Genomic DNA, 23,573 nt, shown 5'->3' with positions numbered 1-23,573 from the left:
CGGCCTCCTCGGTCACTGGGGGATGGAAGCCTCGACCACGTGCAGGAGAGGCTTGACCTCGCTGACGCCGTCGACCCGGAGACCGGCCCGCTCGACCAGCCCGGTGATGCCGCTCCTGGTGTGCCGCTTGCCGTTGGTGTTCAGCAGGAACAGCAGGTCGATGCCGGTCGCGTAGCGGATCTCCGGGCTGTCGTCGACCAGGTTCGTCGCGATGAGGATCCGGCTGTCGGGCCGGCCCGCCGCGACGGCGTTGCGCAGCGCGGTGACGGTCCGGTCGTCGTCCCATTCGAGGATGCTCTTGAAGAGGTAGACGTCCGCCTCCACCGGGATCTTCTTGAGGCAGTCGCCCTCCATGACGCGGGCACGGGGCGCCAGCGCGCCGTCGGGGCGGAGCCGGGGGTCCGGGTGGGCGACCGCCGCGGGCAGGTCGACCAGGGTTCCCTGCAGGTGCGGGTTCTTCTCCAGCAGCGTCGACAGCGTGTAGCCGCGGCCGCCGCCGACATCCGCGAGGGTGCGGAAACCGCTGAGATCCAGTGCATCCGCGAGCGCCGCGGAGGTGAGCCGGCTCAGCTCGGTCTGGGATTTGTTGAAGATCTCGGTCGACGCCGGCCACTCCTTGTGGAGGTACGCGAAGAATTCGGCGCCGTATTTCTCTTCGAAGAGGTCCTTGCCGGTGTTCCGCACGGCCTCTTCGAGGTGCGGCCACAATTCCCAGGCCCACGGCTCGGTGACCCAGAGCACCCAGTACTTCAGGCTCTGCGGGTCGTCCTCGCGCAGCAGCCGTGAGGTGGGCGTGTGCGCGTATCCGTCCTGCGTGCGGGCGAAGACGCCGTACTGCTCCAGCGTGAGGAGCAGCCGCCCGAGGACCCCGGCGTCCACCTTCAGGGTCTTCGCCAACTGCTCGACCGCGACGGGCCCGTCGCCGATCTCGTCGGCGACACCGACGAGGATGGCGGCGCGCAGCGCCGCCGGAGCGGCGGCGGCGAGCGATATCTCACGCAGGCTGGTGATGGCCGCGGTGCGCTTGTCCTCGCCATTACCGGACGGACTACTTTTTACAATGCTCATCTGCATCCCTTTGAGGCCGCAATTTCCGATGGCGCAGCTTTCCGTTCCGGCCTCAGATGCTTGCCGCCTGCCCTAGAGGGGCCCTCAAGTCTGGCTATGCGGGGCGGAACACGGTGTGCGGGGGGCGGGACCGGAGCGGCATTCGAGCCGCCCTCAAGGCGGCCGGGATAGAGACGGACGGGTGAGCACACGTCCACGGCGGGGCGGCGGACGCCGGCCGCCGCCGGCTCGCCGCGCCCCGCCCCGACCGACGAGGAGCCAGATGCTGACCGAGCGTGTCGAACAACTCCGTCAGCTCCGCGGCCGGGTCCAGGCCGGCCCGAGCGAGAAGGCGACGCGGACCCAGCACGCCAAGGGGAAGCTGACGGCGCGCGAGCGGATCGCGCTGCTGCTGGACGAGGACTCGTTCCACGAGGTGGAGCCGCTGCGGCGGCACCGGGCGAGCGGATTCGGGCTGGAGCAGCGCCGGCCGCACACCGACGGGGTGGTCACCGGCTGGGGGACCGTGGACGGGCGGACCGTCTTCGTCTACGCGCACGACTTCCGCATCTTCGGCGGGGCGCTGGGCGAGGCGCACGCCGAGAAGATCCACAAGATCATGGACATGGCCATCACCGCCGGTGCCCCGCTGGTCTCCCTCAACGACGGCGCCGGCGCCCGCATCCAGGAGGGCGTGACCGCCCTGGCCGGCTACGGCGGCATCTTCACCCGCAACACCAAGGCCTCCGGGGTGATCCCGCAGATCTCCGTGATGCTGGGCCCCTGCGCGGGCGGCGCCGCCTACTCGCCGGCGCTGACGGACTTCGTGTTCATGGTCCGGGAGACCTCGCAGATGTTCATCACCGGCCCCGACGTCGTCCGGGCCGTGACCGGGGAACAGGTCTCCCACGACGGCCTGGGCGGGGCGGACGTGCACGCCGAGGTGTCGGGGGTGTGCCACTTCGCCTACGACGACGAGCAGACCTGTCTGGAGGAGGTCCGCTATCTGCTGTCCCTGCTGCCGCAGAACAACCGGGAGACCGCGCCCGCCCAGGCCACCGGGGACCCCGCCGACCGGCGCTGCGCGGAGCTGCTCGACCTGGTCCCGGCGGACGGCAACCGCGCCTACGACATGCGGGCCGTCGTCGAGGCGATCGTGGACGAGGGCGAGTACCTGGAGGTCCACGAGCGCTGGGCGACCAATGTGATCGTGGCGCTGGCCCGGCTGGACGGCCAGGTCGTCGGGCTCGTCGCCAACCAGCCGCGGTCCCTGGCCGGGGTGCTGGACATCAGCGCCTCGGAAAAGGCGGCCCGCTTCGTGCAGATGTGCGACGCCTTCAACATCCCCCTGGTCACCCTCCTGGACGTCCCCGGGTTCCTGCCGGGCGTGGACCAGGAGCACGGCGGGATCATCCGGCACGGCGCCAAACTGCTGTACGCGTACTGCAACGCCACCGTGCCGCGCGTCCAGGTCATCCTGCGCAAGGCGTACGGCGGCGCCTACATCGTCATGGACTCCCGCTCGGTCGGCGCCGACCTGTCGTACGCGTGGCCGGCCAACGAGATCGCGGTGATGGGCGCCGAGGGGGCCGCGGGCGTGATCTTCCGCCGGCAGATCGCGGAGGCGGAGGACCCCGAGGCGATGCGCCAGAAGATGGTCAAGGAGTACAGGGCCGAGCTGATGCACCCCTACTACGCGGCCGAGCGGGGCCTGGTCGACGACGTCATCGACCCCGCGGACACCCGCGGCGTGCTGATCCGCTCCCTGCGCATGCTGCGCACCAAGCACGCCGCCCTGCCGGCCCGCAAGCACGGCAACCCGCCCCAGTGATCAGACAGCCCCGTCCCCGGGGCGGAAGGAGCACCCCATGACCACCGTCGTCGGGACCACCGTCGTCGCGGAACAGCCCCTCGTGCGCGTCGAGCGCGGCCGGCTCGCCGAGGACGAACTCGCCGCCCTCGTCGCCGTCCTGCTCTCGCGTGCCGGCGCGGCCGGAGCGGACCGGGCGGCCACCCCGGTCGTCCCGCACTGGAACCGCCCCGAGCGCAACGCCCCGTACCACTCGCCGGTGAGCTGGCAGCGCTGAGGCCGTGTCCTGCCTAGGCCGCGCGGCGCTGTCGGCGCGCGGCCAGCACCGCGTAGACCAGGATCCCGACGAACAGGAACAGCACGCCCTGGTACACCGCCGCGTACCCGGCGCCGGCCATGAGCCAGACGGAGAAGGCGGCCGCGACCGCGGTGATCACCGAGTCCCGCGCCAGCCGGGCCCGGTCCACCTGCTCGCCGCGGCCGGAGACCAGATGGAAGAGCTGCGCCGCCGCCGCGAGGAGGTACGGCACGGTCGCGGTGAACGTGGTGACCAGGACCAGGACGTCGAAGACCTTCGCCGAGCCCGACAGGTAGTTGTACGCGGTCAGGAGGGAGGACAGGACGACCGTGACGCCGACGCCGACCGTCGGCACGCCCCGGCGGCGGCGTGCGAAGGCGGCCGGGAACAGACCGTCCTTGGCCGCTGCGTACGGAGTCTGGGCGCTCAGCAGGGTCCAGCCGTTGAGGCATCCGGTCATCGACACCAGCGCCGCCAGCGCCACCGCCGTACCGCCCCAGCTGCCGCCGAACATCGCGTTCACCGCGTCGGAGAAGGGGGCCGTGGAGCTCACCAGCCGGTTGTGCGCGACCGTACCGAAGACGGAGAGCGTGCCCAGCAGATAGACCAGAGCGGCGCCCGCGGTGCCGATGACGGTGGCGCGCCCCACGTTGCGGCGGGCGTTCCTGACCTCGCCGGCGCTCACCGCGGCGGACTCCACCCCGAGGTAGGAGAAGAGGAGCAGGGCGGCGGAGGCGGAGACGGCACCGATCGCGCCGTGCCCGCTGGAGTTGAACGGTCCGAGCCGGGACGGGTCGAAGAAGAACAGGCCGCCGACCGCGACGAGCAGCAACGGCACGAACTTCAGCACCGTCGAGACCACCTGGACGGCGCCCACGTAACGGGTGCCGGCGAAGTTGGCCAGGGCCGGCAGCCACTGCAGCGCGAGAGCGGCCAGACACGCGGTCCACTTGTGGTCGTCGACCGGGATCAGCACGTCCAGATAGCCGACGGCGGCGACGGCGAGCGCCGCGTTCGACACCCACGTGGTGATCCAGTACGCCCACGCGGCGAGGAAGCCGGCGAAGTCGCCGAAGGCCTCGCGGGCGTACACGTACGGGCCGCCGGTACGGGGGTCGCGCGCGGCCAGCCGGCCGAAGACCAGGGCCAGCGCGATGGCGCCGACGGTCAGTACGGCGAAGGCGACCAGGCTGACCGTGCCGTAGGGGGCGATGGAGGCGGGGAGAAGGAAGATGCCACCGCCGATGATGTTGCCCATGACCAGCGCGGTCGCGACCGGCAGGCCGAAGCGGCGGGCGTGCTTGCTGGTGGTGTCGTCGGCGTCGGTGGCGCCGGTGGTGCGGGGAAGGGCTCCGGCGGGACCAGTGAGGTCCTCGGAGGGGGCCGGAGCCGGCTGGGGGGCGGTTCCGGTGACGTGCATGGGTGGTGCGCCTCTCATCGAACAGATGTCCCAGGATCGCCGGGACACGGCCATGGTCCGGGAAGCCCCCGTCCGCCGCAAAATCGCCGCCTCTTGTGCAGTCCGGGCCGATCGTTCGTGAAAAAAGTGCACTGGTACGGCCTTGACACCGCGAAATGTGCGGTGCCCTCGCTCCGCGGGAGCGAGCCACGGGGGCCGTGATCCGACGGCACGAGGACGCTCGCCGGCCTCGGCAGGCCCTGCCACCCCCCCTCGCCGGGCGAGGAGGTCCCCTTCCTGCCGTTCTGCCACCCGGACGTGCCCCGCGGACCCTGCGACTCCCCACGGCGTCGGCCTCGCTGACCGGCAAGCGTTCCGCGGCCCGGCACAGTGGCCGGCCGTAGGCCACGACACACCGGGCCGGACGCAGCCCGCCGGTCGGCGTCAGCGGGGCATCACGGTGGGGCATGAGGGTCTAGTTGTTGCGGGCCAAGACGTTGATGTCAGCGGTCACTTGCTACTGATCAAGGGCTACGGTCGTCGACCGCGAATTCCTCACATCGGATGATCAAGGGTCGCGGACGAATGTCGCGCAGTCCGCGCACTCCTCGAGGTACCGATGGCGACACTCGACGGTGTGCCGGAGGAAGGTGATCGCTTGCTGTCTGCTGCGGACCTCACTTTCGAGCGCAGCGATCTTCGCGCGCACGACCTCCTGCGCTGCGGACTTCTTCGGGGACATCGCGGCGGTGACCTCCGGCAACGAGAGCCCGACTTGTCGCAGTTTCAGCACGGTTCGTGCCTGCTCCAGGACGTCGTGGTCGTAGAGGCGGTAGCCGTTCGCGTCCCGGCGCACCGTGAGTGCTCCGACGTGCTCCCAGTGCCGTAGGACATGGGCCTCGACTCCAAGCTGCGCGGCCGCCTCGCCGATCGTTATCGCCATTCGCCCTTGCCTTGATGTCGACCTGAACTTTTAGCGTCTCCAGCATGCCTGACAGTTCTCCCACCCCGCCTACTCCTGCTTGTTCCCGATCGGTCCTGGTCACCGGAGCGACGGGCAACCTCGGCCGTGAGCTCCTCGCCCGGCTGCAAGCGCGCGCGGCAGCTGTGCGGTGCCTCGACCGTCGTCGTGTTGGCCCGCGACCCGGCATCGAGTCGGTGCGCGGTGACCTGACCGACGCCGACTCCGTCCGTGCGGCGCTCGACGACATCGACACCGTCTTCCTCATATGGCCGCTGCTTGACTCCGCCCCCGCCGAGCCTCTGATCGCAGAACTCGCCGCAGCAGCGCCGCGCGTCGTCTACCTCTCCTCGACTGCGATCGATGACGCCTCTTCTCGCCAAAGCGACCCGATTGTGCAGGTACACGCGGACATGGAACGCCGGCTCCGTGATGCCGGCCTGCATCCCACCGTGCTGCGCAGCGACACGCTGGCGTCCAACACTCGGGGCTGGGCCGCACAGCTGCGCGCAGGCGACGTGGTCAGAGGTCCGGACATAGCGCGCACAGCAGTCGTGGACGAGGGTGATGTCGCGGCCGCGGCCGCGGAGGTGCTTCTTCGACGCCAGGACGATTCGGATCGCACCCCCTACCTGCTGACCGGGCCCGAGCCGCTCAGCAGGGCCGACCAGGTCGGAATCCTCGGTGCCGCACTCGGACGAAACTTGCGCTTCGAGCCGGCCCCCGCGGATATCGCGCGCGCACGAATGCTCGCGGACGGCCGTCCCGAGCGGCTGGTCGATGCCCTCATCACGGCGTCGACGCGGCGACCGGAATCACGCCTTGTCACCGATGATGTCGAGCGCCTGACCGGCGTGCCGGCCCGCCCCTTCGCGCAGTGGGCCATCGACCACAGCACCGAGTTCGGCCAGCAGCCGTGACCACACACATCAGTCAGCCTCTAACCGGTGTGATGACCGCCGAGTCGCTTCCCCGCCAACTTCGTAGCCGCCACGGGAAACTGCCCATGAGGCACGCCAATGCTCCACTGACCGTCGAAGGTCGACGCCGACTTGTCGAGCGCTGCCGGACTCGTCCAATAGCGCACGTCGCCGCCGAGATGGGGATCTCCCGCGCCTGTGCATCGAAGTGGGTCAACCGCTACCGCCGCTACGGGGAAATCGGCCTGCTCGACCGTTCTTCGACACCACACCGCCAACCCGCCGCGACAGACGCCAGGGTCGTGGCCCGAACCGCAGACCTCCGGCGCAGCCAGAAGTGGTCAGCGTCGCGGATCGCGTTCGAACTCCAAGCTCAGGGCATCACTGTCGGCCGCCGCACAGTGACCCGGCACCTGGCGAGGCTCGGGCTCAACCATCGCAAGTTCATCGACCCGAACGGCGAACAGAACCGGGAGCCCCGCAGGATCAGCGCCAGGGGGCCAGGCCACATGGTCCACGTCGATGTGAAGAAGGTCGGCCGGATCCCCGACGGCGGAGGTTGGCGTGTCCACGGCCGTGCGAGCGAGCGGGCCAAGTACGCCGACCGGCTGAAGAAGAAGAGCAAACGCGGTGGCTACGTGTATCTCCACTCCGCAGTCGACGGGTGCAGTCGGCTCGCATACACCGAAGCGTTGCCCGATGAGAAGGCCGTCACCGCGATCGCGTTCATGCACCGTGCCCGCGCATGGTTCGCCGCCCACGGCATTACCCACATCGAGCGGATCGTCACAGACAACGGAGCGTGCTACCGCGCCGACGCATTTGCCCGAGCACTACTCGGGTCACGCCACCAGCGCATCACGCCCTACACGCCGCGGCACAACGGCAAGGTGGAGCGCTACAACCGGATCTTGGCAGAGGAGTTCCTTTACGCCCGCGAATGGGACTCCGAAGACGAACGAGCAACCGCCCTCGGCGTGTGGAACATCCACTACAACCACCACCGGCCTCACGGCACCGCTGACGGCCAGCCACCAGCGTCACGACTCCAAAGCGGTGTCACCAACGTGCTGACCTCCTACACCTAGGCCTCGCGTTCCCCTGCGCCTGCCGCCCACAGGCTCCGCACATGCCCCAGATGCCGGGTCATGATCGCGTGGACGGCCGCCTCGTCCCGCTCCAGCAGGGCGTCGAGGAGCTCCAGGTGCTCCTCGGCCGAGGCGAGCAGCCGGCCGGCCTCCACCAGGGCCGTCAGGCCGTAGAGCCGGGATCGGCCGCGCAGGTCGGCCACCACCGCGACCAGGTGGGCGTTGCCCGCCAGGGCCAGCAGGCCGAGGTGGAAGCGCGTGTCGGCCTCGACGTAGGCGATCAGGTCGCCCGCCACCGCCGCGGTGACGATCTCCCGGGCCGCCGGGCGCAGCGCCTCCAGCGAGACGCGGTCGGCGGTGCGGGCCAGTTCGACCACCGTCGGGATCTCGATGAGGGCGCGGATGTGCGTGTACTCGTCCAGCTGTTCGTCGGAGACGGCGGTGACCCGGAAGCCCTTGTTCGGCACGGTGTCGACCAGGCCTTCCTTGGCCAGGTCCAGCATCGCCTCCCGCACCGGGGTGGCCGAGACGCCGAAGCGTGCGGCGAGGGAGGGCGCGGAGTAGACCTCCCCCGGCCGCAGCTCGCCCGCGATCAGCGCGGCGCGCAGCGCGTCGGCGACCCGCTCGCGGTAGCTGCTGCGCCGGCCGCCCAGCCGGGGGAGCGCGGGCATCTCCGTGCCCCGCGTGTTCTGTGCCATGTCACGCATCACCGGGGTGAGTCTAAGGGACGCTCTAGAGGACGAAACCTTCCGGGAAGGGGTCGGTGGGGTCGAGGAGGTACTGCGCGGTGCCGGTGATCCAGGCGCGCCCGGTGAAGCTGGGCAGTACCGCCGGGCGGCCCGCGACCTCCGTCGTGCCCAGCAGCCGTCCGGTGAAGCGGGTCCCGATGAAGGACTCGTTCACGAACTCGGTGTGCAAGGGCAGTTCGCCGCGCGCGTGCAGCTGCGCCATGCGTGCGCTCGTGCCCGTGCCGCACGGGGAGCGGTCGAACCAGCCCGGATGGATGACCATCGCGTGCCGCGAACGGCGTGCGGTGGCGCCGGGCGCGTAGAGGTGGACGTGGTGGCAGCCGCGGATGGAGGGATCCTCGGGGTGCACCGGCTCCGCCTCGGCGTTGATCGCCTCCATCAAGGACAGCCCGGCGGCCATGATGTCGTCCTTGCGGGCCCGGTCGAAGGGCAGCCCGAAGGCGTCGAGCGGGAGGATCGCGTAGAAGTTCCCGCCGTAGGCGAGGTCGTAGGTGACCGTACGGCCGTCGGGCAGGGTGATCTTGCGGTCCAGGGCGACGGCGAACGACGGCACGTTCCTCAGGGTCACGTTCCGCGCGGCGCCGTTCTCCACCGCCACCTCGGCGACCACCGGCCCCGCCGGGGTGTCGAGCCGGATCGTGGTCACCGGCTCGACGACGTCCACCATGCCCGTCTCCACCAGCACGGTCGCGACCCCGATGGTGCCGTGCCCGCACATCGGCAGGTAGCCGGAGACCTCGATGTAGATCACGCCCCAGTCGCAGTCGGGCCGGGTCGGCGGCTGGAGGATCGCGCCGCTCATCGCGGAGTGGCCGCGCGGCTCGTTCATCAGCAACCGTTTGACGGGGTCGCGGTGTTCGCGGAAGTACAGCCGCCGCTCGTTCATCGTCGCACCCGGTACGGTGCCGATGCCGCCGGTGATCACCCGGGTCGGCATGCCCTCGGTGTGCGAGTCGACGGCGTGCAGGACGAGTGTGCTGCGCATGATCCGACTCCCTTGTGCGCACTCAGGCGAGACCCGCGGCAACGGCCTTCTCGGTGGCGCCCCGCACCTGGGCCTCCTGCTCGGGGAGCAGCGGGACGCGCGGCGGACGCACCGGGCCGCCGGGCCGGCCGACGACGCCCATGGACAGTTTGATCGCCTGCACGAACTCCACGCGCGAGTCCCAGCGCAGTAGCGGGTGCAGCTGCCGGTACAAGGGGAGCGCGGTGGTGAGGTCGCCGGCCAGCGCGGCGCGGTACAGCCGCACCGAGGCCCGGGGGAGGGCGTTGGGGTAGCCGGCCACCCAGCCCTTGGCGCCTGCCACCGCCAGCTCCAGCAGGACGTCGTCGGCGCCGATCAACAGATCCAGTTCCGGGGCGAGTTCGGCGATGCGGTAGGCACGGCGGACATCGCCGGAGAACTCCTTGACGCCGTGGATGTGGCCCTCGCCGTGCAGCCGGGCGAGGAGTTCGGGCACCAGGTCGACCTTGGTGTCGATCGGGTTGTTGTACGCCACCACCGGCAGGCCCGCCCGGGCGACCTCGGCGTAGTGGGCGAGGACCGAGCGCTCGTCGGCGCGGTAGGCGTTGGGCGGCAGGAGCATCACCGACGCGCAGCCGGCCTCGCCCGCCCGCTCGGCCCAGTGCCGCGCCTCGGCCGAGCCGTACGCGGCGACGCCCGGCATCACCCGTTCGCCGCCGATCGCCGCCACGGCAGTCTCCACCACGCGGGTGCGTTCCTCGGGAGTGAGTACCTGGTACTCCCCGAGCGAGCCGTTCGGGACGACGCCGTCACAGCCGTGTCCGACCAGCCAGGCGCAGTGCTCGGCGTAGCGGTCGTAGTCGACGGAGAGGTCGTCACGCAGTGGAAGGGCGGTGGCGACGAGGAGGCCGCGCCAGGGACGGCTCCGGGTGTGGGTCGGCTGGGTCATGCGTGGTCCCCAATCCAATGACGTGTGACATGGTACTGATGCGGGCGGCCTGCGGACAGGGTCCTGGCCGCATCGGCCGTGAACTCTCGGAACCGGGCCGGACGGTCAGTCGTCCGGCAGCCCGGCCAGGACGCCGAGCGGTACCGGCCGGGCGAAGGGCCGGCGGTCCGCCGTGAGCGGGCATCCGGTCAGTCCGGCCACCGCGGGCGCGCACATCCGTCCCTGGCACCAGCCCATCCCGGCCCGGGTGAGCAGCTTCACCGTGCGCAGATCACCGGCGCCGAGCGGGCCGGCAGCCGTACGGACCCGGCCCGCTGTGACCTCCTCGCACCGGCACACCACGGTGTCGTCCGTGATCCGGTCGGCCCAGCCGGCGGGTGGCGCGTACACCGCCTCGAGGGCGGCGAAGAACGCCCGCTGCCGGCTCCTGACCCGGGCGGCCGGCGCCCAGGTCTGCGGGTCGGGGACCCCGCCGGACAGGCGGGCGGCGATCGACCGGCCCGCGATGTGGCCCTCGGCGAGCGCGAGGGCCGCGCCGCCGATGCCGGTGGTCTCCCCGGCGGCCCAGACCCCTGGCACGTCGGTGCGCTGCTCGGCGTCGACCCGTACGGCCGCGCCGGTCGGGGTGCAGCCCAGGGTCTCGGCGAGATCGGTGTGCGCCAGCATGCCGTGGCCGACGGCGAGGGTGTCGCACGGGATACGGCGTGCGCTGCCGGGCCGGATCCGGCCGTCCCCCTCCAGCGCGGCGACGGTGACCGTCCGCAGCCGGTCGGTGCCGTGCGCCTCCAGCACGGTGTACCGGGCCAGCACGGGCACCTTCAGGCGCCGCAACTGCCCCGCGTACCAGGCACCTTCGACGAGCTTGGCGGGAGCGGCGGCGAGAGCCGGCGCGCGACGCGGCAGGGTCCGGGGGTCGGCCGACTCGACCAGCGCGGCCACCCGTGCTCCCGCCGCGGCGAGCCCGGTGGCCACCGGCAGCAGCAGCGGCCCGGTGCCGGCGACCACGACCGTGCGGCCGGGCAGCACCAGGTCGCCCTTGAGCATGGCCTGCGCTCCGCCCGCCGTGACGACACCGGGAAGGGTCCAGCCCGGGAAGGGCAGCACGCGCTCGTAGCCGCCGGTGGCGAGCAGCACGGCGTCGGCGCGGACGGTGACTCCCTCCTCCTGCGCCGGACCGCACAGGGCGTGCACCGTGAACGAGCCCGGCCTCCGCTGCACACACCAGACGTGATGCTCCGTCAGGTGGGTGACGTGTCCGGCGGCGACGTGCCGGGCGAGGCCGTCCCGCAGCCGCTCCCAGGTGCGCCACTGGTGGTGCAGGGCCTCGGGGCGACGGGCGCCGAGGGCCCGGGCGGGCTGCCGGTAGAACTGGCCGCCCGCCTGCGCGGCCGCGTCGACGAGGGTGACCCGGACGCCCCGGGCGGCCGCCGCCAGAGCCCCGGCGAGCCCCGCCGGTCCCGCCCCGACGACGGCGAGATGCGCTCGCTCACTCATCGTCCCGTCCCGTCCCCTCCTGTGTGCGGATCTCGTCGCCCGGGCACACCGCCACCAGACAAGCCCGCTGGTTCGCCTGGCCGTTGACGGTCACCAGGCAGTCGAAGCACACCCCGATCCCGCAGAACACCCCGCGCGGGCGGCCCGCCCCCCGGGTGCTGCGCCAGGCCGTCACGCCCGCCGCCCACAGCGCCGCCGCGACCGTCTGCCCGGGCAGCGCCGCGAGGGGCCGGCCGTCGAAGGTGACGGTGAAGGCCTCGCCCGGCCGGGCCCGGGCCAACTCCAGGGGATTCACGGCGTGTCGCCTCCGTCGGTGTCGCATCCCTCGAACCGCTCCGGACGGAACGGCGTGAGATCCAGGTCCGGTGTCTTCCCGGTGAGCGCCTGCGCGATCAACCGCCCGGTGCCGACGGCCAGTCCGATGCCGGCGCCCTCGTGCCCGCAGGCGTGGAACAGCCCCGGGGCGCGGGGGTCCGGGCCGATCGCCGGAAGGTGGTCGGGCAGATACGGCCGGAAGCCCGCGTAGGTCCGCAGCGCGCGCACCCGCTCCAGGAACGGGAACAGTCCGACGGCACCGGCCGCGAGCGCCCGTACGGCCGCAAGCGACAAGGAGCGGTCGAAGCCCACCCGTTCCCGGCTCGCGCCGATCAGTACCGGACCGGCGGCCGTGCCCTCCACCACCGGCGAGGTGCGCAGGTCGGCGGAGTCGCTCGCGACGTCGGCCACATAGTCCGCGGCGTACACCTTGTGCCGGACCATCGGCGGCAGCGGCTCGGTGACCAGGACGAAGCCGCGCCGCGGGAGTACCGGCAGCCGGACGCCCGCGAGCGCGGCGAGGTCGCCGCCCCAGGTGCCGGCCGCGTTGACCACCGCCGGCGCGTGCAGCTCGCCCCGGTCGGTGCGGACACCGGCCAGCGCGCCACGGGCCGTGCGGAGCACCCCGGTCACGGTCCACCCCGTGTGCAGGCGGGCGCCGGAGGCGCGCAGCAGATGGGCGGCGGCGAGTGCGGGCATGACCTGGGCGTCCTGCGGATAGTGCACCCCGCCCGCCATACCGGGGGCCAGGTGCGGCTCATGTGCCGCGAGTTGGTCCGCGGTGACCGCTTCGGCCACGACCCCGGCGGCCCGCTGGCCCTCGGCGAACGCGTGCAGGGCGCCGAGGGTCCCGGGTGTGGAGGCCACCACCAGGCCGCCCTTGGGCTCGTACTCCACGGCAGTACCCAGCTCGTCGCCCAGCCGTGCCCACAACCGGGCCGACAGCAGGGCCAGATCGAGTTCCGGGCCCGGTTCCTTGTCGGAGACCAGCAGGTTGCCCTCGCCCGCGCCGGTGGTGCCGCCGGCCACCGGGCCACGGTCCACCACCCGCACGTCGAGGCCGGCCCGCGCGGCGTACAGCGCGCAGGCCGCGCCGACCATGCCGGCTCCGACGACCACGACATCGCAGGTCAGTCGCTTTGCCACGGCAGTACTATGTCACATAGCGCTCGGCTTGAGGAGGGCCCTGCACCTGGGTCTTCGGCGAAGCGCACCAGAGCCGCACATCGAACAGCCCGGCGCCCTCGAGGTCGGCCGTGCCCCCCGCAGCTCCGGACGTGGACGCCCTCTTGACGCCGCGGAAAGGCGGATCGACACTCCAGGTGGGAACCCTAGTGAACAGGTAGGGAATCATGACGCGCCTCAAGACGGACGCCGGCCGAGCAGGCCGCACGTCGTGGTGCGCCCCCCTGCTCACCTCCCGCCGGCACATCGACCTGCAGCGCGTCTGCAGCGCCATCGGCCTTCGCCCCTGAGCCGGGGCCCCGCGCGCCCACCCCGACGCCGCCCGCCGGCGCGCACATCTGTTCGCCCACCTCCGGGGAGACGCATGTCCATGACTCCGCTCGCCGCCGTCCCGTCCGCCCACCGCCCCACCCCCGACTTCCGCGGCCGGATCGGCCGCGACGCACGCAGCGGTCACTACGCCGTGCCGCACCGCTACCGGCTCCATCTGTCGACCGCCTGCCCCGACGGGCTGCGTCTCGCCGTCGGGCACGGCCTGCTCGGGCTGGACGCCGGCTGTCCCGTCACCTACCTGCCCGCCGTCCCGGACTGTCCCGGCGGCGGCCACTCCGCGCTGCGCCCGCTGTACGAGGCGAGCGCCCACCGCTACACCGGCCCCGCCCTCGCGCCGGTGCTGAGCGACGACTGGTCCGGCCGTGTCGTCAGCACCCGGGCCCGCGACATCCTGCGCGACCTCGACCGCTTCTTCCCGCACGAGGACCGCGCCGCTCTGTACCCGTGCGGCCTGGAGTCCGTGATCGAGGCCGTCGAGCGGATGTGCGACGAGGGCATCGAGGAGGCCGCGCAGCGCGCCGGGCGGGCCGGCACCGGGCCGGCCGAGCGGGCCGCCGCCCTCGACACCCTCCTCGACACCCTGGGCCGGCTGGAGAACCGGCTCGCCGCAGGGGACTTCCTGGCCGACGACCGGCTCACCGCCGCCGACGTCGAACTGTGGGTCGCCCTGGTGCAGTTGGACACCGTGCACCGCTGCCACCTCGACGCCTCCGCCGTGCACCGCATCGCCGGCCACCGCGCCCTGTGGGCCTACGCCCGCCGCCTGGCCGCCCGTCCCGCGTTCGGCCGTCACCTCGATCTCGACGGCATCTCCCGCCGCCACCACGGTCGTTGCCGCGGCCTGGAGGCCGCCGGAGCCGCCGTCCAGATCCTGGACTGGGCGGGCATCGCCGCGGACGCCGAAGCCGCTTCCCGCAGGTGAGAGCGGGCGAACCTCGTGCGAAGGCCCCACGGGGCCGGAACAGTGCCAGGTCACGCCATGGACGCAGCTGCCCGGACGGCCGCGAGCCGCCCCCAGGGCCGCGTACGGTCGTACGCCGGGTTCCTCGTCGCCGACCGTGCCGTCGATCTGCTCCGCGTCAACAGCGCACTGTGTACCGCGCCGGGCTCTGCCCGCTGCCGGGTCTGACGACCCTTTCCAGCCCCTCGCCTCCCCGACGTACACCTCTTGGCGGCCCGTGCCCGCGCGCCGCGATCCGGGGTGTCCGACGCCGCCGGAGCCCGCCATGAGTGAGCCCCCAGGCGCCGCCCCCTCGCCGAGGCGCCGCCCGGCCACCGTACGGATCAAGCCCGTTGGCCGCGTGCCCGATGGCCGGGGGTCGACGGGGACGGCCTGCAGTCGGTGGGCACCGCGCTGGGCGCCGAGCCCGCGCCGGAGGCGGTACGGCTCGGCCCCCCGACGTCCCGGAGATCCCCGACCTCGTGGCCCGGACCCGCCCCGGCCCGTTCCGGGAGCGGACCGCCGAGGTGGATGCCTACCTCGACCTCCGGCACGAGGGGCGGCTCATCGTGACGGCCGGGGTGGGGCTGCGGGCGCCGGGCTGGACGCCCACCGTGGCCGCGGGCCGGCGCCGCGGACAACGCCCCGGCGATCCGGTTGTACGGGGCGATCGGGTGCACCCTGCGTCGCCGCTCCCGCATCGTGCGGGTGCGCGGCGAGGCCACCGTCGAGCGGATCCGCAACGCGGGAACAACCGCGGACGGCGGCGCGTTGGGAGTCATGACGAGATGGGCGAGGCGTTCGCTCACCCGACCCGCCGCGCCCGACGGACGGAGGTGACGGCCGTGTCCCGCAGACTCCCGGTGTGCGTCCCGCAGCCGTACCGCTCGCTCCGTCTGCACTCCCGGCCGCACATAGATCTCCAGCGCGTGTCCGCCGCGCTCTGTCGCCACTGACGTTTCACCCCGGCCGCGAGGCCCGGGTCTTGTCCTGCCGCGCTCGCCCTGGCCGACGCCTGCCCCCGCGAGCCGGTGTTCTCGTACGGACATCAGGAAGGCACCGACGTGTCCTCAACTCCCCCTTCCCTCCTGCACCTTGCCGTCGCCCTGGACGGCACCGGCTGGCACCCCGCGTCCTGGCGCGAGCCGGTCGCGCGCCCCCGGGAGCTGTTCACCGCCGCCTACTGGGCCGAGCTGGTCGCCGAGGCGGAACGCGGCCTCGTCGACTTCGTCACCCTCGAGGACGGCCTCGGCCCGCAGTCCTCGCACCTCCTCGGCCCCGACGAGCGCACCGACCAGGTGCGCGGCCGGCTCGACGCGGTCCTCGTCGCCTCCCGCGTCGCACCACTCACCCGGCACATAGGCCTGGTGCCGACCGTGGTGGCCACGCACACGGAGCCGTTCCACATCTCCAAGGCGATCGCCACGCTCGACTACGTCAGCACCGGCCGCGCGGGCCTGCGCGTGCAGAACAGCGCCCGGCCGGACGAGGCCGCCCACTTCGGCCGCCGTACCCTCGCCCGGATCGACGCCTACGACAGCCCGGCCGCACAGGACCTGATCACCGAACTGCTCGACGAGGCCGCCGACTACGTGGAAGTGGTGCGCCGGCTCTGGGACAGCTGGGAGGACGACGCCGAGATCCGGGACGCGGCGACGGGCCGCTTCATCGACCGGGACAAGCTGCACTACATCGGCTTCGCGGGCCGCCACTTCAGCGTCAAGGGCCCCTCGATCACCCCCCGCCCGCCCCAGGGCCAGCCGGTGGTCACCGCCCTCGCCCACCGGACGGAGCCGTACCGGCTCGTCGCCCGCCAGGCCGACATCGGTTTCGTCACCGCGCAGGACGTGGACCAGGCCCGCGCGATCGTCGCCGAGGTCCGCGCCGCGCAGCAGGCGGCGGGCCGCGCGGCCGAACCCCTGCACGTCTTCGGCGACCTCCTCGTGTTCCTCGACGACAGCCAGGGCGAGGCCGAGGCCCGGCGGGAGCGGCTGGACACGCTCGCGGGGGAGCCGTACACCGGCGACGCCCGGATCTTCACCGGCACGGCCGCGCAACTCGCCGACCTGCTGGAGGAGTTGGCGGCCGGCGGGCTGACCGGGTTCCGGCTGCGGCCCGCGGTCGCCGGGCACGACCTGCCCCGCATCAGCCGCGACCTGGTGCCCGAACTGCAGCGCCGGGGCCGCTTCCGGGACGCCTACGAGGCCGCCACCCTGCGCGGCCTGCTCGGCCTCGCCCGCCCCGCCAACCGCTACGCGGCAGCCATCGCCTGAGCAGCCGGAGAGGACGACCGCACCCCATGAGCAAGCCGCTGAAGCAGATCCACCTGGCCGCCCACTTCCCGGGCGTCAACAACACCACCGTGTGGAGCGACCCGGCCGCCGGCAGTCACATCGAGTTCAGCTCCTTCGCGCACTTCGCGCGGACCGCCGAACGCGCCAAGTTCGACTTCCTGTTCCTCGCCGAGGGGCTCAGGCTGCGCGAGCAGGGCGGAAGGATCTACGACATGGACGTCGTCGGCCGTCCCGACACCTTCACCGTGCTGGCCGCGCTGGCCGCCGTCACCGACCGGCTCGGCCTGACCGGCACCATCAACTCCACGTTCAACGAGCCGTACGAGGTGGCCCGCCAGTTCGCGAGCCTCGACCACCTCTCCGGCGGCCGCTCCGCGTGGAACGTCGTCACCTCCTGGGACGCCTTCACCGGCGAGAACTTCCGCCGCGGCGGCTTCCTGCCGCAGGAGGAGCGCTACTCCCGCGCCAAGGAGTTCCTCGCCACCGCGCACGAACTGTTCGACTCCTGGCGCGGCGACGAGATCCTCGCCGACCAGGCCACCGGCACCTTCCTGCGGGACGCCAAGGCCGGCGCCTTCGTCCACCAGGGGCAGCACTTCGACATCCACGGCCGGTTCAACGTCCCGCGCTCCCCGCAGGGCCGCCCGGTGATCTTCCAGGCCGGCGACTCCGACGAGGGCCGCGAGTTCGCGGCCTCCAGCGCCGACGCGATCTTCAGCCGGTACGCCACGCTGAAGGAGGGCCAGGCCTTCTACGCGGACGTCAAATCCCGCCTCGCCACGTACGGCCGCCGCCCCGACCAGTTGCTCGTCCTGCCCGCCGCGACCTTCGTCCTCGGCGACACCGACCAGGAGGCCGCCGAACTCGCCCGCGAGGTGCGCCGGCAGCAGGTCAGCGGGGCGACCGCCATCAAGCACCTGGAGTTCGTCTGGAACCGGGACCTGTCGGCGTACGACCCGGAGGGCCCGCTGCCCGACGTCGACCCGGTGGTGAGCGAGGAGCACATCTCCCGGGGCCGCGCCCAGGTGCGGATGTACCGGGACCCGCTCGCCATCGCCCGCGAGTGGCGGCAGCTGGCCGAGGCCAACAAGTGGTCCATCCGCGATCTGGTCATCAACACCGGCAACCGGCAGACCTTCGTCGGCTCCCCGGCCACGGTCGCCCGGACCGTCAACGACTTCGTGCAGGCCGACGCCTCCGACGGCTTCATCATCGTCCCGCACATCACCCCCGGCGGCCTCGACCCCTTCGCCGACAAGGTCGTGCCGCTGCTCCAGGAACGGGGCGTGTTCCGCGCCGACTACGAGGGCACGACCCTGCGCGACCACCTCGGCCTCGCCCACCCGGACGCCGACACCGACCCGGGCTCCACCGCCGCGCCCGAGCGGGCGGCGTCGTGAAGCACCACGAGCGGCAGATCGTGTCGCTCGCGGCGGCGGGGCTCAGCAACCGGGAGATCGCCGAGCGGCTGACCCTGTCCGTGCGGACGGTGGGCAACCATCTGTACGGCGCGTACAGCCGCCTGGGCACCGGTGACCGGGGGGCGTTGCCGTCCCTGTGCGCATCCGCCTGGCGGCGCGCTCACGCCGCCCCGAACGCGGCGAACGCCCATCCCGTCGCCTGGTGGACCGCGTCGCCCGGCAGGGTCGTGCGGGCGTCGCGGAGGGCCTCGGCCAGGGAGAGACCGGTGTCGAGGCCCTTGTGGAGCGCCAGCATCAGCGGCACCACCGCCGCGTCGTTGACCGGTGCGCTGCTCGCCACCACCCCGGCCGTGCCGAGCGGCAGCAACGCGGTGACCAGCCCGAGGAGTTCGTCGGCGCCGACGGAGGCGAGGCGGGCGGTGTCGCAGCTGGAGAGGATGATCCGGTACGGACTACGGGTGAGCCGTTCGAAGTCGTGCACGATCAGCGGGCCGTCGGCCATCCGAAGGGCCGAGAACAGCGGGCTGTCGGCGCGGAACGTGCCGTGGGCCGCGAGGTGCGCGAGCGCCGCGCCGTCGAGGTGCTCCAGGACCCGGGGCACCCGGGCGCGGTCGCCCTCCAGCACCGTCGCCGTTCCGTACCGGCCGGCCAGCTCCGGCACTTCCGCGCCGCCGGTGGCGAGACCGGGCCCGCGCACCAGCACCTGCCGGCCGCCCGGCGGCGGCTCGGTCTCCCGGGCGCGCAGCCAGCTGCCCGCCGACGGTGACACGCTGAGCACCCGGTCGCGCAGTGCGGGCAGCAGCGCCCACGGCACCCGGTGCAGCGCGCCGGGCGGCACGATCACCACCGGCCCGGAGCTCAGCTGCGCCGCGGCCCCGCCCAGCAGCAGCTCCTGCAGGCGCAGGCCGGCGGCCTCCACCAGCGGCAGCCGGGCCTCGGCGCCGGGGTGCGCGAGGCGGCGCAGCCCGGCCTGGACGTGTTCGGCCTCGGTCACCGCCTCGGCCAGCGGACCGCCGGCGAACCGCCGTACCCTCCCCTGCCCGCACAGCAGGACGTGCACCCGACCGTCGACGACGGCCAGTTCGACCAGGTGCGCCGCGCCGAGCCGGTCCAGCAGCCGGGCCGCGTCGAAGCGGTCGCCCTCGTGCGGAGCGGCGCCGCGGATGTGGTGCGTGCGGGAGCGGATCTCCCGCTCCAGGCGCCGCTGTTCGCGCTCCAGCGCGGGCACCGGGCGGCCCTCCATGCGGGCCTCCTCCGCGCGGGCGGCGATCTCCCGGTAGGCGGTCAGTCCGCTGAGCAGCGCCGGGTCGGCGGGCGGCCGGGTGGGCGGCGCGGACAGTACGGTCGCCCGCCAGCGCTCGCTCCACTCCAGCAGCCGCCGCGGGGTGCCCTGGGCGAGGCTCACCTCCTGGGCCAGCGCGGCCAGTTCCGCGCCCTGCGCGGTCGCGTGCGCCCGCAGCTCCGAGGCGCCGAGCGTCATCCGGTGGTCGTCCAGCACGTCCAGTCCGCGCCGGCAGGCCTCCAGCACACCCCGCCGGGACCCGGCCGCCCGCGCCCGGAGCGCCTGCGCCGCCCAGCCCGTGACCCGGGCCGGAGGCGGTCCGCCGTACCGGCTGCGCGCGGCCACCGACAGGTGCCGTTCCGCGTCGGCCGTCCAGCCCAGCGCGAGGGCGATCCGGCCCGCGAGCAGCGACGCCTCCGGGGCGGCGGGCGAGCCGAAGGAGGCCAGCTTTCCGGCGACCGCCGCCGCGTCCGCGACCAGCCGCCCGGAGCGGCGCCCGCCCGCCACCCGCGCCTCGATCAGCACCAGCCGGGCGTGCGTCTCCCACCACATGCGGCGCTGCGCCGCGAACAGCCGTACGGCGACGGCGGCGCGGGCCACGGCGGTGTGCGGGTCCCCGGCCGAGCGGGCGGCCCGCGCGGCGGCCAGCAGCAGCTCGGCCTTGCGGGTGGACTGTCCGCCGATCCGGTCCAGCAGCGCGATCGTCGCGTCCGCCTCGGCGAGCGCCTCCGGGGCGAGGCCGGCCGCCATCAGCACCTCGCAGCGCCGAATGGACAGCATGTAGGTGGGCGTGCCGAGTTTCGCGTACCGCTCCTCGGCCTCGTCCAGCAGCCGCAGTGCCGCCGGGATGTCCCCGGACCGGAACGCGGCGAGGCCCCGGCTCTCCACCGCGTCGGCCTTGTCGTGCTCCTGGCCGGTGGTCTCCCACAGCCGTTCCGCCGCCGTGAAGTCCGCGACCGCCCGGTCCACCGCGCCGAGCGCCAGATGGACGGTGGCCCGCAGGGTCAGCGCCCGCGCGGTCCAGATGTCGTCGCCGAGCTGCCGCAGCACCGGCAGCGCCCGCCGCACGTCCTCCAGCGCCTCCCGGTGCCGCCCCAGCACCCACCACACGTACGCCCGCCGGTACAGCACCCGGGCCCGGGTGTGCGCGCTGCCGCGCGCCACCCCCCGCTCGAAGGAGGTGAGCCCCTGTCGCGTGCGCCCCGCGTGCACCAGTGCGACCCCCAGCGTCGCGAGCACATCCGCCTCACGGTCGGCCGACTCGGCGCGCGCGGCCAGGTCCCGGGCCCGGCGCAGATGCCTGAGCGCGATGCGCAGATCGCCGAAGTCCCGCTGCCAGATGCCGAGCACCTGGTGGGCGACGCTGGCGTGCAGCGGCGGCGGACCGGCCCGCAGCACCTGTTCCGCGCGTGCCCGGGCCTCGCCCGGGTCGGCGAAGACCAGGGGCAGCAGCTCGAGAACCGACTCTCTTCCCGCTGTCACGTCTCGCATGGTAGTGGCCTGCTGTATCAGACGGTGGCCCCGCGGCTCTCACTGTCGAACACCGTCTGCAGGGGGAGGACAGGTCATGGCACCACAGCGGTTCCACGAGCAGTTCGAGCACATCCAGCGCTCCATGCCAGGCGTGGCCCTGGCCATGGGGCCGCGCGAGGACGACGCCCACTTCCTCTACGAGAAGGGCGTCGTCCTCGCGCGGGACGGCGAGGAGGCCCGTCTCGTCGAGGACACCGTGCGGGCCCACTTCACCGCGACCGAGGGCCTGGTCCCCGACCACGTCCGCCGGGAGAGCCCGGAGACCAACCGCACGGGCGTCACCCGCATCCGCACGGGCGATCCGGGCGCCGGCGACGACACCGTCCCGCACGCGCTGCGCGCCCTGCGGGAGGCGGAGGACCGCCGGGGCCGCCGGCTGGTGGGCCGTAACCACGTGGTGCACATCGCGGTCAACGCCTGCCCCGGCGACGAGCCGGTGCCCGTCCCGCGCGGCGGCACGGCCAACCCGGCCGTTGCCGCGGGCGGTTACGACGCGGACAGCGCCGTGCGCGTCCTGGTGATCGACACCGGGCTCGTGCACGATTACGTCCGCTACCCGCTGCTCGCCCACACCACCGGTGACGTCCAGGCGGCCGAGACCGACGGCGACGGGGTGCTCCGCCAGTACGTCGGTCACGGCACCTTCATCGCCGGGATCCTCGCGGCCGTCGCACCCGACACCGAAGTGACCGTCCGGGGCACCCTGAACGACGCCGGGGCGATCCTGGAGTCCGAGTTCGGCGCCCGGCTCTTCGAGGCGGTGGACGAAGGCGGCTGGCCCGACATCATCAGCCTCTCCGCCGGCACCACCACCGAGGACGGCGCCGGCCTGCTCGGCCTGGACGCCTTCCTGCGCGAACTGCGCGAGCAGCGCACCCTGCTGGTGGCCGCCGCCGGCAACAACGCCTCCGACACGCCGTTCTGGCCCGCCGCCTGCGCCGCGCTGCCCGAGTACGCGGACAGCGTGCTGTCGGTCGGCGCGCTGCGCGCGGACGGCGACGGCGAGGCCTGCTTCAGCAACCACGGCCCCTGGGTGCGGGTCTACGCCCCGGGCGAGCGCCTGACCAGCGCCCTCACCGGCTTCGACACGCCCGTGCCCTACGTCTACCAGCACTCGACCTACGACGCCTGCCGGTTCGGCTTCGACTACCCGTGCACCTGCCAGTACCCGCGTCACACCGGTGTGCTGAGCGAGGGTCGGGAGAGCACCGGGGCCAAGCCGGACCAGGTGATGTTCGACGGCCTCGCGCAGTGGAGCGGGACCTCCTTCGCCACCCCGGTCGCCGCCGGTCTCGTCGCCGCGCACATGACGGCGCACGGGGAGCGTGACCCGCGCGCCGCCCGCACCGGGTTGCTCGCGGTCACCACCGACACCGCCGACGTGCGCGGGGCGCACGTCCCGGCGCTGCGGCCACCCACCTGGCGCCCGGTCCCGGCCGTCGCCCCGGCCGTGCCGGCATGAGTGCCGGAACCCTCCGCTCCACGGCGTACGATGACGAGCCGTACACGAGGGGTGGAGCCGTGGACCGAACAGAGGTCGGCGCGCTCGTCCGGTCCGCCGTCGACGGGGACGCCGCGGCCTGGAAGGCGCTGGTGGAAGGGATGAGTCCGCTGGTGTGGTCGGTGGTGCGCGCACACCGGCTCTCCGACGCCGACGGGCACGAGGTCTACCAGACCGTGTGGTTCCGCTTCGCCCAGCACCTGGGCCGCATCCGCGAACCCGACAAGACCGCCTCGTGGCTGGCCAGTACGGCCCGCCACGAATGCCTGAAGGTGCTCAAGAGCCTGGCCCGGCTGACGCTGACCGACGACCCGCGGGTGCTGGACCGGGCCAGCGAGGAGCGGACCCCGGAGGAGTCGCTGATCGCTTCGGAGGAGGCGGCGGACCGGGCCGAGCGGGTCCGCCGACTGTGGCAGGAGCTGGACGGACTGGGGGAGCGCTGCCGGCAGTTGCTGCGCGTGCTGGTGGCCTCCCCGCCGCCCAGCTACGGGGAGATCTCGGCCGCCCTCGGTATCGCGGTCGGCAGTATCGGTCCCCTGCGCCAGCGCTGTCTGCGCCGGCTGCGGGCCCGGATGGACGCACGGGGTGCGGCGTGAACGAGGAAGAGAACCAGAGCACGCGCGGGGGCGCCGCCGAGGAGGAGTGGGCGGACGCCCTGCTGGAGGAGGAGCTGCGCCAGGCCGCGGCGGTCCTCGACCCGGTACCGGAGGCCCTGCGCCAACTCGCCCTGGAGGCCTACGCCCTGCACGACCTGGACGCGCGGATCGCCGAGCTGACCTTCGACTCGCTCGTGGACGCGCTGCCGGTCAGAGGCGGCACGGACGCGCCGCGGATGCTGACGTTCCGCGCGGGCGAGGTCACCGTCGACGTCGAGGTCACCGACGACGGGCTGATCGGCCAGGTGCTGCCGCCGCGGTCCGCGCGCATCGAGGTGCTCGGCGGCCCGCAGACCGCCCGCCCCGTCACGGTCGACACCCTCGGCCGCTTCACCAGCGACGCACCACCGGCCGGCCCGTTCGCCCTCAGGCTGCGGACCGGCGCGGAGGTGATCGTCACGGAGTGGCTGCGGGCCTGAGCCCGCTGCTCACGA

General features: G+C 73.3%; 23 protein-coding genes and 3 pseudogenes. 15 read left to right on the top strand and 11 right to left on the bottom strand.

Translation table 11 applies throughout. From position 1 onward, the window contains the following. Nucleotides 1-12: 12 nt before the first annotated feature. A complete protein-coding gene (locus tag AB0L59_RS39925) occupies nucleotides 13-1,068 on the bottom strand; it encodes a methyltransferase (RefSeq protein ID WP_365592457.1) in 1,056 nt (351 codons plus the stop codon). A 262-nt stretch (nucleotides 1,069-1,330) separates the two neighbouring features. Between AB0L59_RS39925 and AB0L59_RS39920 the strand changes: the two genes are divergently transcribed. Together AB0L59_RS39920 and AB0L59_RS39915 are read left to right on the top strand one after the other, a co-directional pair. Next, complete coding sequence (locus tag AB0L59_RS39920) at nucleotides 1,331-2,878, top strand: acyl-CoA carboxylase subunit beta (protein WP_365592454.1); 1,548 nt, start codon at nucleotides 1,331-1,333, stop codon at nucleotides 2,876-2,878. Between the two features lie 37 nt (nucleotides 2,879-2,915). Next, entirely contained in the window at nucleotides 2,916-3,134 is a 219-nt protein-coding gene (locus AB0L59_RS39915) for an acyl-CoA carboxylase subunit epsilon (protein ID WP_365592452.1), read from the top strand. A gap of 13 nt (nucleotides 3,135-3,147) precedes the next feature. Here the strand turns inward: AB0L59_RS39915 and AB0L59_RS39910 are convergent, their stop codons facing one another. The 3 genes and pseudogenes from AB0L59_RS39910 to AB0L59_RS39900 all read right to left on the bottom strand — a co-directional run bounded on the left by AB0L59_RS39910 (nucleotide 3,148) and on the right by AB0L59_RS39900 (nucleotide 5,497). Then, on the bottom strand, nucleotides 3,148-4,575 hold the full coding sequence (locus AB0L59_RS39910) for an amino acid permease (protein ID WP_365592450.1): 1,428 nt from the start codon (nucleotides 4,573-4,575) through the stop codon (nucleotides 3,148-3,150). A gap of 337 nt (nucleotides 4,576-4,912) precedes the next feature. Beyond that, nucleotides 4,913-5,023: pseudogene (locus tag AB0L59_RS39905) on the bottom strand (IS481 family transposase); the annotation flags it as partial. 99 nt (nucleotides 5,024-5,122) lie between these two features. Next, complete coding sequence (locus AB0L59_RS39900; RefSeq protein WP_365592447.1) at nucleotides 5,123-5,497, bottom strand: MerR family transcriptional regulator; 375 nt, start codon at nucleotides 5,495-5,497, stop codon at nucleotides 5,123-5,125. A gap of 44 nt (nucleotides 5,498-5,541) precedes the next feature. On the opposite strand from AB0L59_RS39900, the gene AB0L59_RS39895 reads away from it, so the two are divergent. Both AB0L59_RS39895 and AB0L59_RS39890 read left to right on the top strand, forming a co-directional pair. Further along, nucleotides 5,542-6,435, top strand: coding sequence for an NAD(P)H-binding protein (locus AB0L59_RS39895; RefSeq protein ID WP_365592445.1), 894 nt, complete (start codon nucleotides 5,542-5,544; stop codon nucleotides 6,433-6,435). Nucleotides 6,436-6,521: 86 nt separating this feature from the next. Next, nucleotides 6,522-7,523 carry an IS481 family transposase gene (locus AB0L59_RS39890; RefSeq protein WP_365592442.1) on the top strand — a complete coding sequence of 334 codons (1,002 nt, stop codon included), beginning with the start codon at nucleotides 6,522-6,524 and terminating at the stop codon, nucleotides 7,521-7,523. Here the strand turns inward: AB0L59_RS39890 and AB0L59_RS39885 are convergent. The 6 genes from AB0L59_RS39885 to AB0L59_RS39860 form a co-directional block, all read right to left on the bottom strand. Next, a complete protein-coding gene (locus tag AB0L59_RS39885; protein WP_365592439.1) occupies nucleotides 7,520-8,221 on the bottom strand; it encodes a GntR family transcriptional regulator in 702 nt (233 codons plus the stop codon). The genes AB0L59_RS39890 and AB0L59_RS39885 overlap by 4 nt on opposite strands. A gap of 34 nt (nucleotides 8,222-8,255) precedes the next feature. Beyond that, on the bottom strand, nucleotides 8,256-9,257 hold the full coding sequence (locus AB0L59_RS39880; RefSeq protein WP_365592437.1) for a proline racemase family protein: 1,002 nt from the start codon (nucleotides 9,255-9,257) through the stop codon (nucleotides 8,256-8,258). Between the two features lie 22 nt (nucleotides 9,258-9,279). Next, nucleotides 9,280-10,185: a dihydrodipicolinate synthase family protein gene (locus AB0L59_RS39875; RefSeq protein WP_365592435.1), complete on the bottom strand. Its 906-nt coding sequence runs from the start codon at nucleotides 10,183-10,185 to the stop codon at nucleotides 9,280-9,282. Nucleotides 10,186-10,290: 105 nt separating this feature from the next. Beyond that, nucleotides 10,291-11,679 (bottom strand): NAD(P)/FAD-dependent oxidoreductase, encoded by a 1,389-nt coding sequence (locus tag AB0L59_RS39870; protein ID WP_365592433.1) that lies wholly within the window; start codon nucleotides 11,677-11,679, stop codon nucleotides 10,291-10,293. Next, on the bottom strand, nucleotides 11,672-11,974 hold the full coding sequence (locus AB0L59_RS39865) for a (2Fe-2S)-binding protein (RefSeq protein WP_365592430.1): 303 nt from the start codon (nucleotides 11,972-11,974) through the stop codon (nucleotides 11,672-11,674). The genes AB0L59_RS39870 and AB0L59_RS39865 overlap by 8 nt, the downstream gene beginning before the upstream one ends. Then, a complete protein-coding gene (locus AB0L59_RS39860; RefSeq protein ID WP_365592428.1) occupies nucleotides 11,971-13,140 on the bottom strand; it encodes an FAD-binding oxidoreductase in 1,170 nt (389 codons plus the stop codon). Before AB0L59_RS39860 ends, AB0L59_RS39865 begins: the two co-directional genes overlap by 4 nt. 206 nt (nucleotides 13,141-13,346) lie before the next feature. Here AB0L59_RS39860 and AB0L59_RS39855 point away from each other — a divergent pair, with 206 nt between their 5' ends. The 8 genes and pseudogenes from AB0L59_RS39855 to AB0L59_RS39820 form a co-directional block, all read left to right on the top strand. Continuing rightward, nucleotides 13,347-13,469 (top strand): putative leader peptide, encoded by a 123-nt coding sequence (locus tag AB0L59_RS39855; protein ID WP_365592425.1) that lies wholly within the window; start codon nucleotides 13,347-13,349, stop codon nucleotides 13,467-13,469. Between the two features lie 74 nt (nucleotides 13,470-13,543). After that, complete coding sequence (locus AB0L59_RS39850) at nucleotides 13,544-14,434, top strand: glutathione S-transferase C-terminal domain-containing protein (RefSeq protein ID WP_365592422.1); 891 nt, start codon at nucleotides 13,544-13,546, stop codon at nucleotides 14,432-14,434. Between the two features lie 57 nt (nucleotides 14,435-14,491). After that, complete coding sequence (locus tag AB0L59_RS39845; protein ID WP_365592419.1) at nucleotides 14,492-14,641, top strand: hypothetical protein; 150 nt, start codon at nucleotides 14,492-14,494, stop codon at nucleotides 14,639-14,641. A 148-nt stretch (nucleotides 14,642-14,789) separates the two neighbouring features. Next, a pseudogene (locus AB0L59_RS39840) lies at nucleotides 14,790-15,292 on the top strand (GNAT family N-acetyltransferase); the annotation flags it as partial. Continuing rightward, nucleotides 15,241-15,408, top strand: a complete 168-nt coding sequence (locus tag AB0L59_RS39835) for a putative leader peptide (RefSeq protein WP_365592417.1) — start codon at nucleotides 15,241-15,243, stop codon at nucleotides 15,406-15,408. The pseudogene AB0L59_RS39840 and the gene AB0L59_RS39835, both read left to right, overlap by 52 nt. Before the next feature lie 108 nt (nucleotides 15,409-15,516). Beyond that, nucleotides 15,517-16,725 (top strand): LLM class flavin-dependent oxidoreductase, encoded by a 1,209-nt coding sequence (locus tag AB0L59_RS39830; RefSeq protein ID WP_365592414.1) that lies wholly within the window; start codon nucleotides 15,517-15,519, stop codon nucleotides 16,723-16,725. A gap of 26 nt (nucleotides 16,726-16,751) precedes the next feature. Further along, the gene (locus AB0L59_RS39825) at nucleotides 16,752-18,146 is read left to right on the top strand and encodes an NtaA/DmoA family FMN-dependent monooxygenase (protein WP_365592411.1); all 1,395 of its coding nucleotides are present in this window, start codon (nucleotides 16,752-16,754) and stop codon (nucleotides 18,144-18,146) included. 8 nt (nucleotides 18,147-18,154) lie between these two features. After that, a pseudogene (locus AB0L59_RS39820) lies at nucleotides 18,155-18,304 on the top strand (helix-turn-helix transcriptional regulator); the annotation flags it as partial. A gap of 23 nt (nucleotides 18,305-18,327) precedes the next feature. Here AB0L59_RS39820 and AB0L59_RS39815 read toward each other — a convergent pair. Further along, nucleotides 18,328-20,940 carry a CHAT domain-containing protein gene (locus tag AB0L59_RS39815; RefSeq protein ID WP_365592409.1) on the bottom strand — a complete coding sequence of 871 codons (2,613 nt, stop codon included), beginning with the start codon at nucleotides 20,938-20,940 and terminating at the stop codon, nucleotides 18,328-18,330. Nucleotides 20,941-21,016: 76 nt separating this feature from the next. Between AB0L59_RS39815 and AB0L59_RS39810 the strand changes: the two genes are divergently transcribed. Genes AB0L59_RS39810 through AB0L59_RS39800 form a run of 3 tightly spaced genes read left to right on the top strand, consistent with a single transcriptional unit; the run spans nucleotide 21,017 to nucleotide 23,558 of the window. Next, nucleotides 21,017-22,444, top strand: a complete 1,428-nt coding sequence (locus AB0L59_RS39810) for a S8/S53 family peptidase (RefSeq protein ID WP_365592407.1) — start codon at nucleotides 21,017-21,019, stop codon at nucleotides 22,442-22,444. Beyond that, a complete protein-coding gene (locus AB0L59_RS39805) occupies nucleotides 22,441-23,079 on the top strand; it encodes a sigma-70 family RNA polymerase sigma factor (RefSeq protein ID WP_365592405.1) in 639 nt (212 codons plus the stop codon). Before AB0L59_RS39810 ends, AB0L59_RS39805 begins: the two co-directional genes overlap by 4 nt. Further along, entirely contained in the window at nucleotides 23,076-23,558 is a 483-nt protein-coding gene (locus tag AB0L59_RS39800) for a hypothetical protein (protein ID WP_365592403.1), read from the top strand. The genes AB0L59_RS39805 and AB0L59_RS39800 overlap by 4 nt, the downstream gene beginning before the upstream one ends. The last annotated feature ends 15 nt before the right edge of the window (nucleotides 23,559-23,573 follow it).

Source organism: Streptomyces sp. NPDC052109 (assembly GCF_040680195.1).
GTDB lineage: Bacteria > Actinomycetota > Actinomycetes > Streptomycetales > Streptomycetaceae > Streptomyces.
This window is presented reverse-complemented; position numbering and strand designations above follow the sequence as displayed.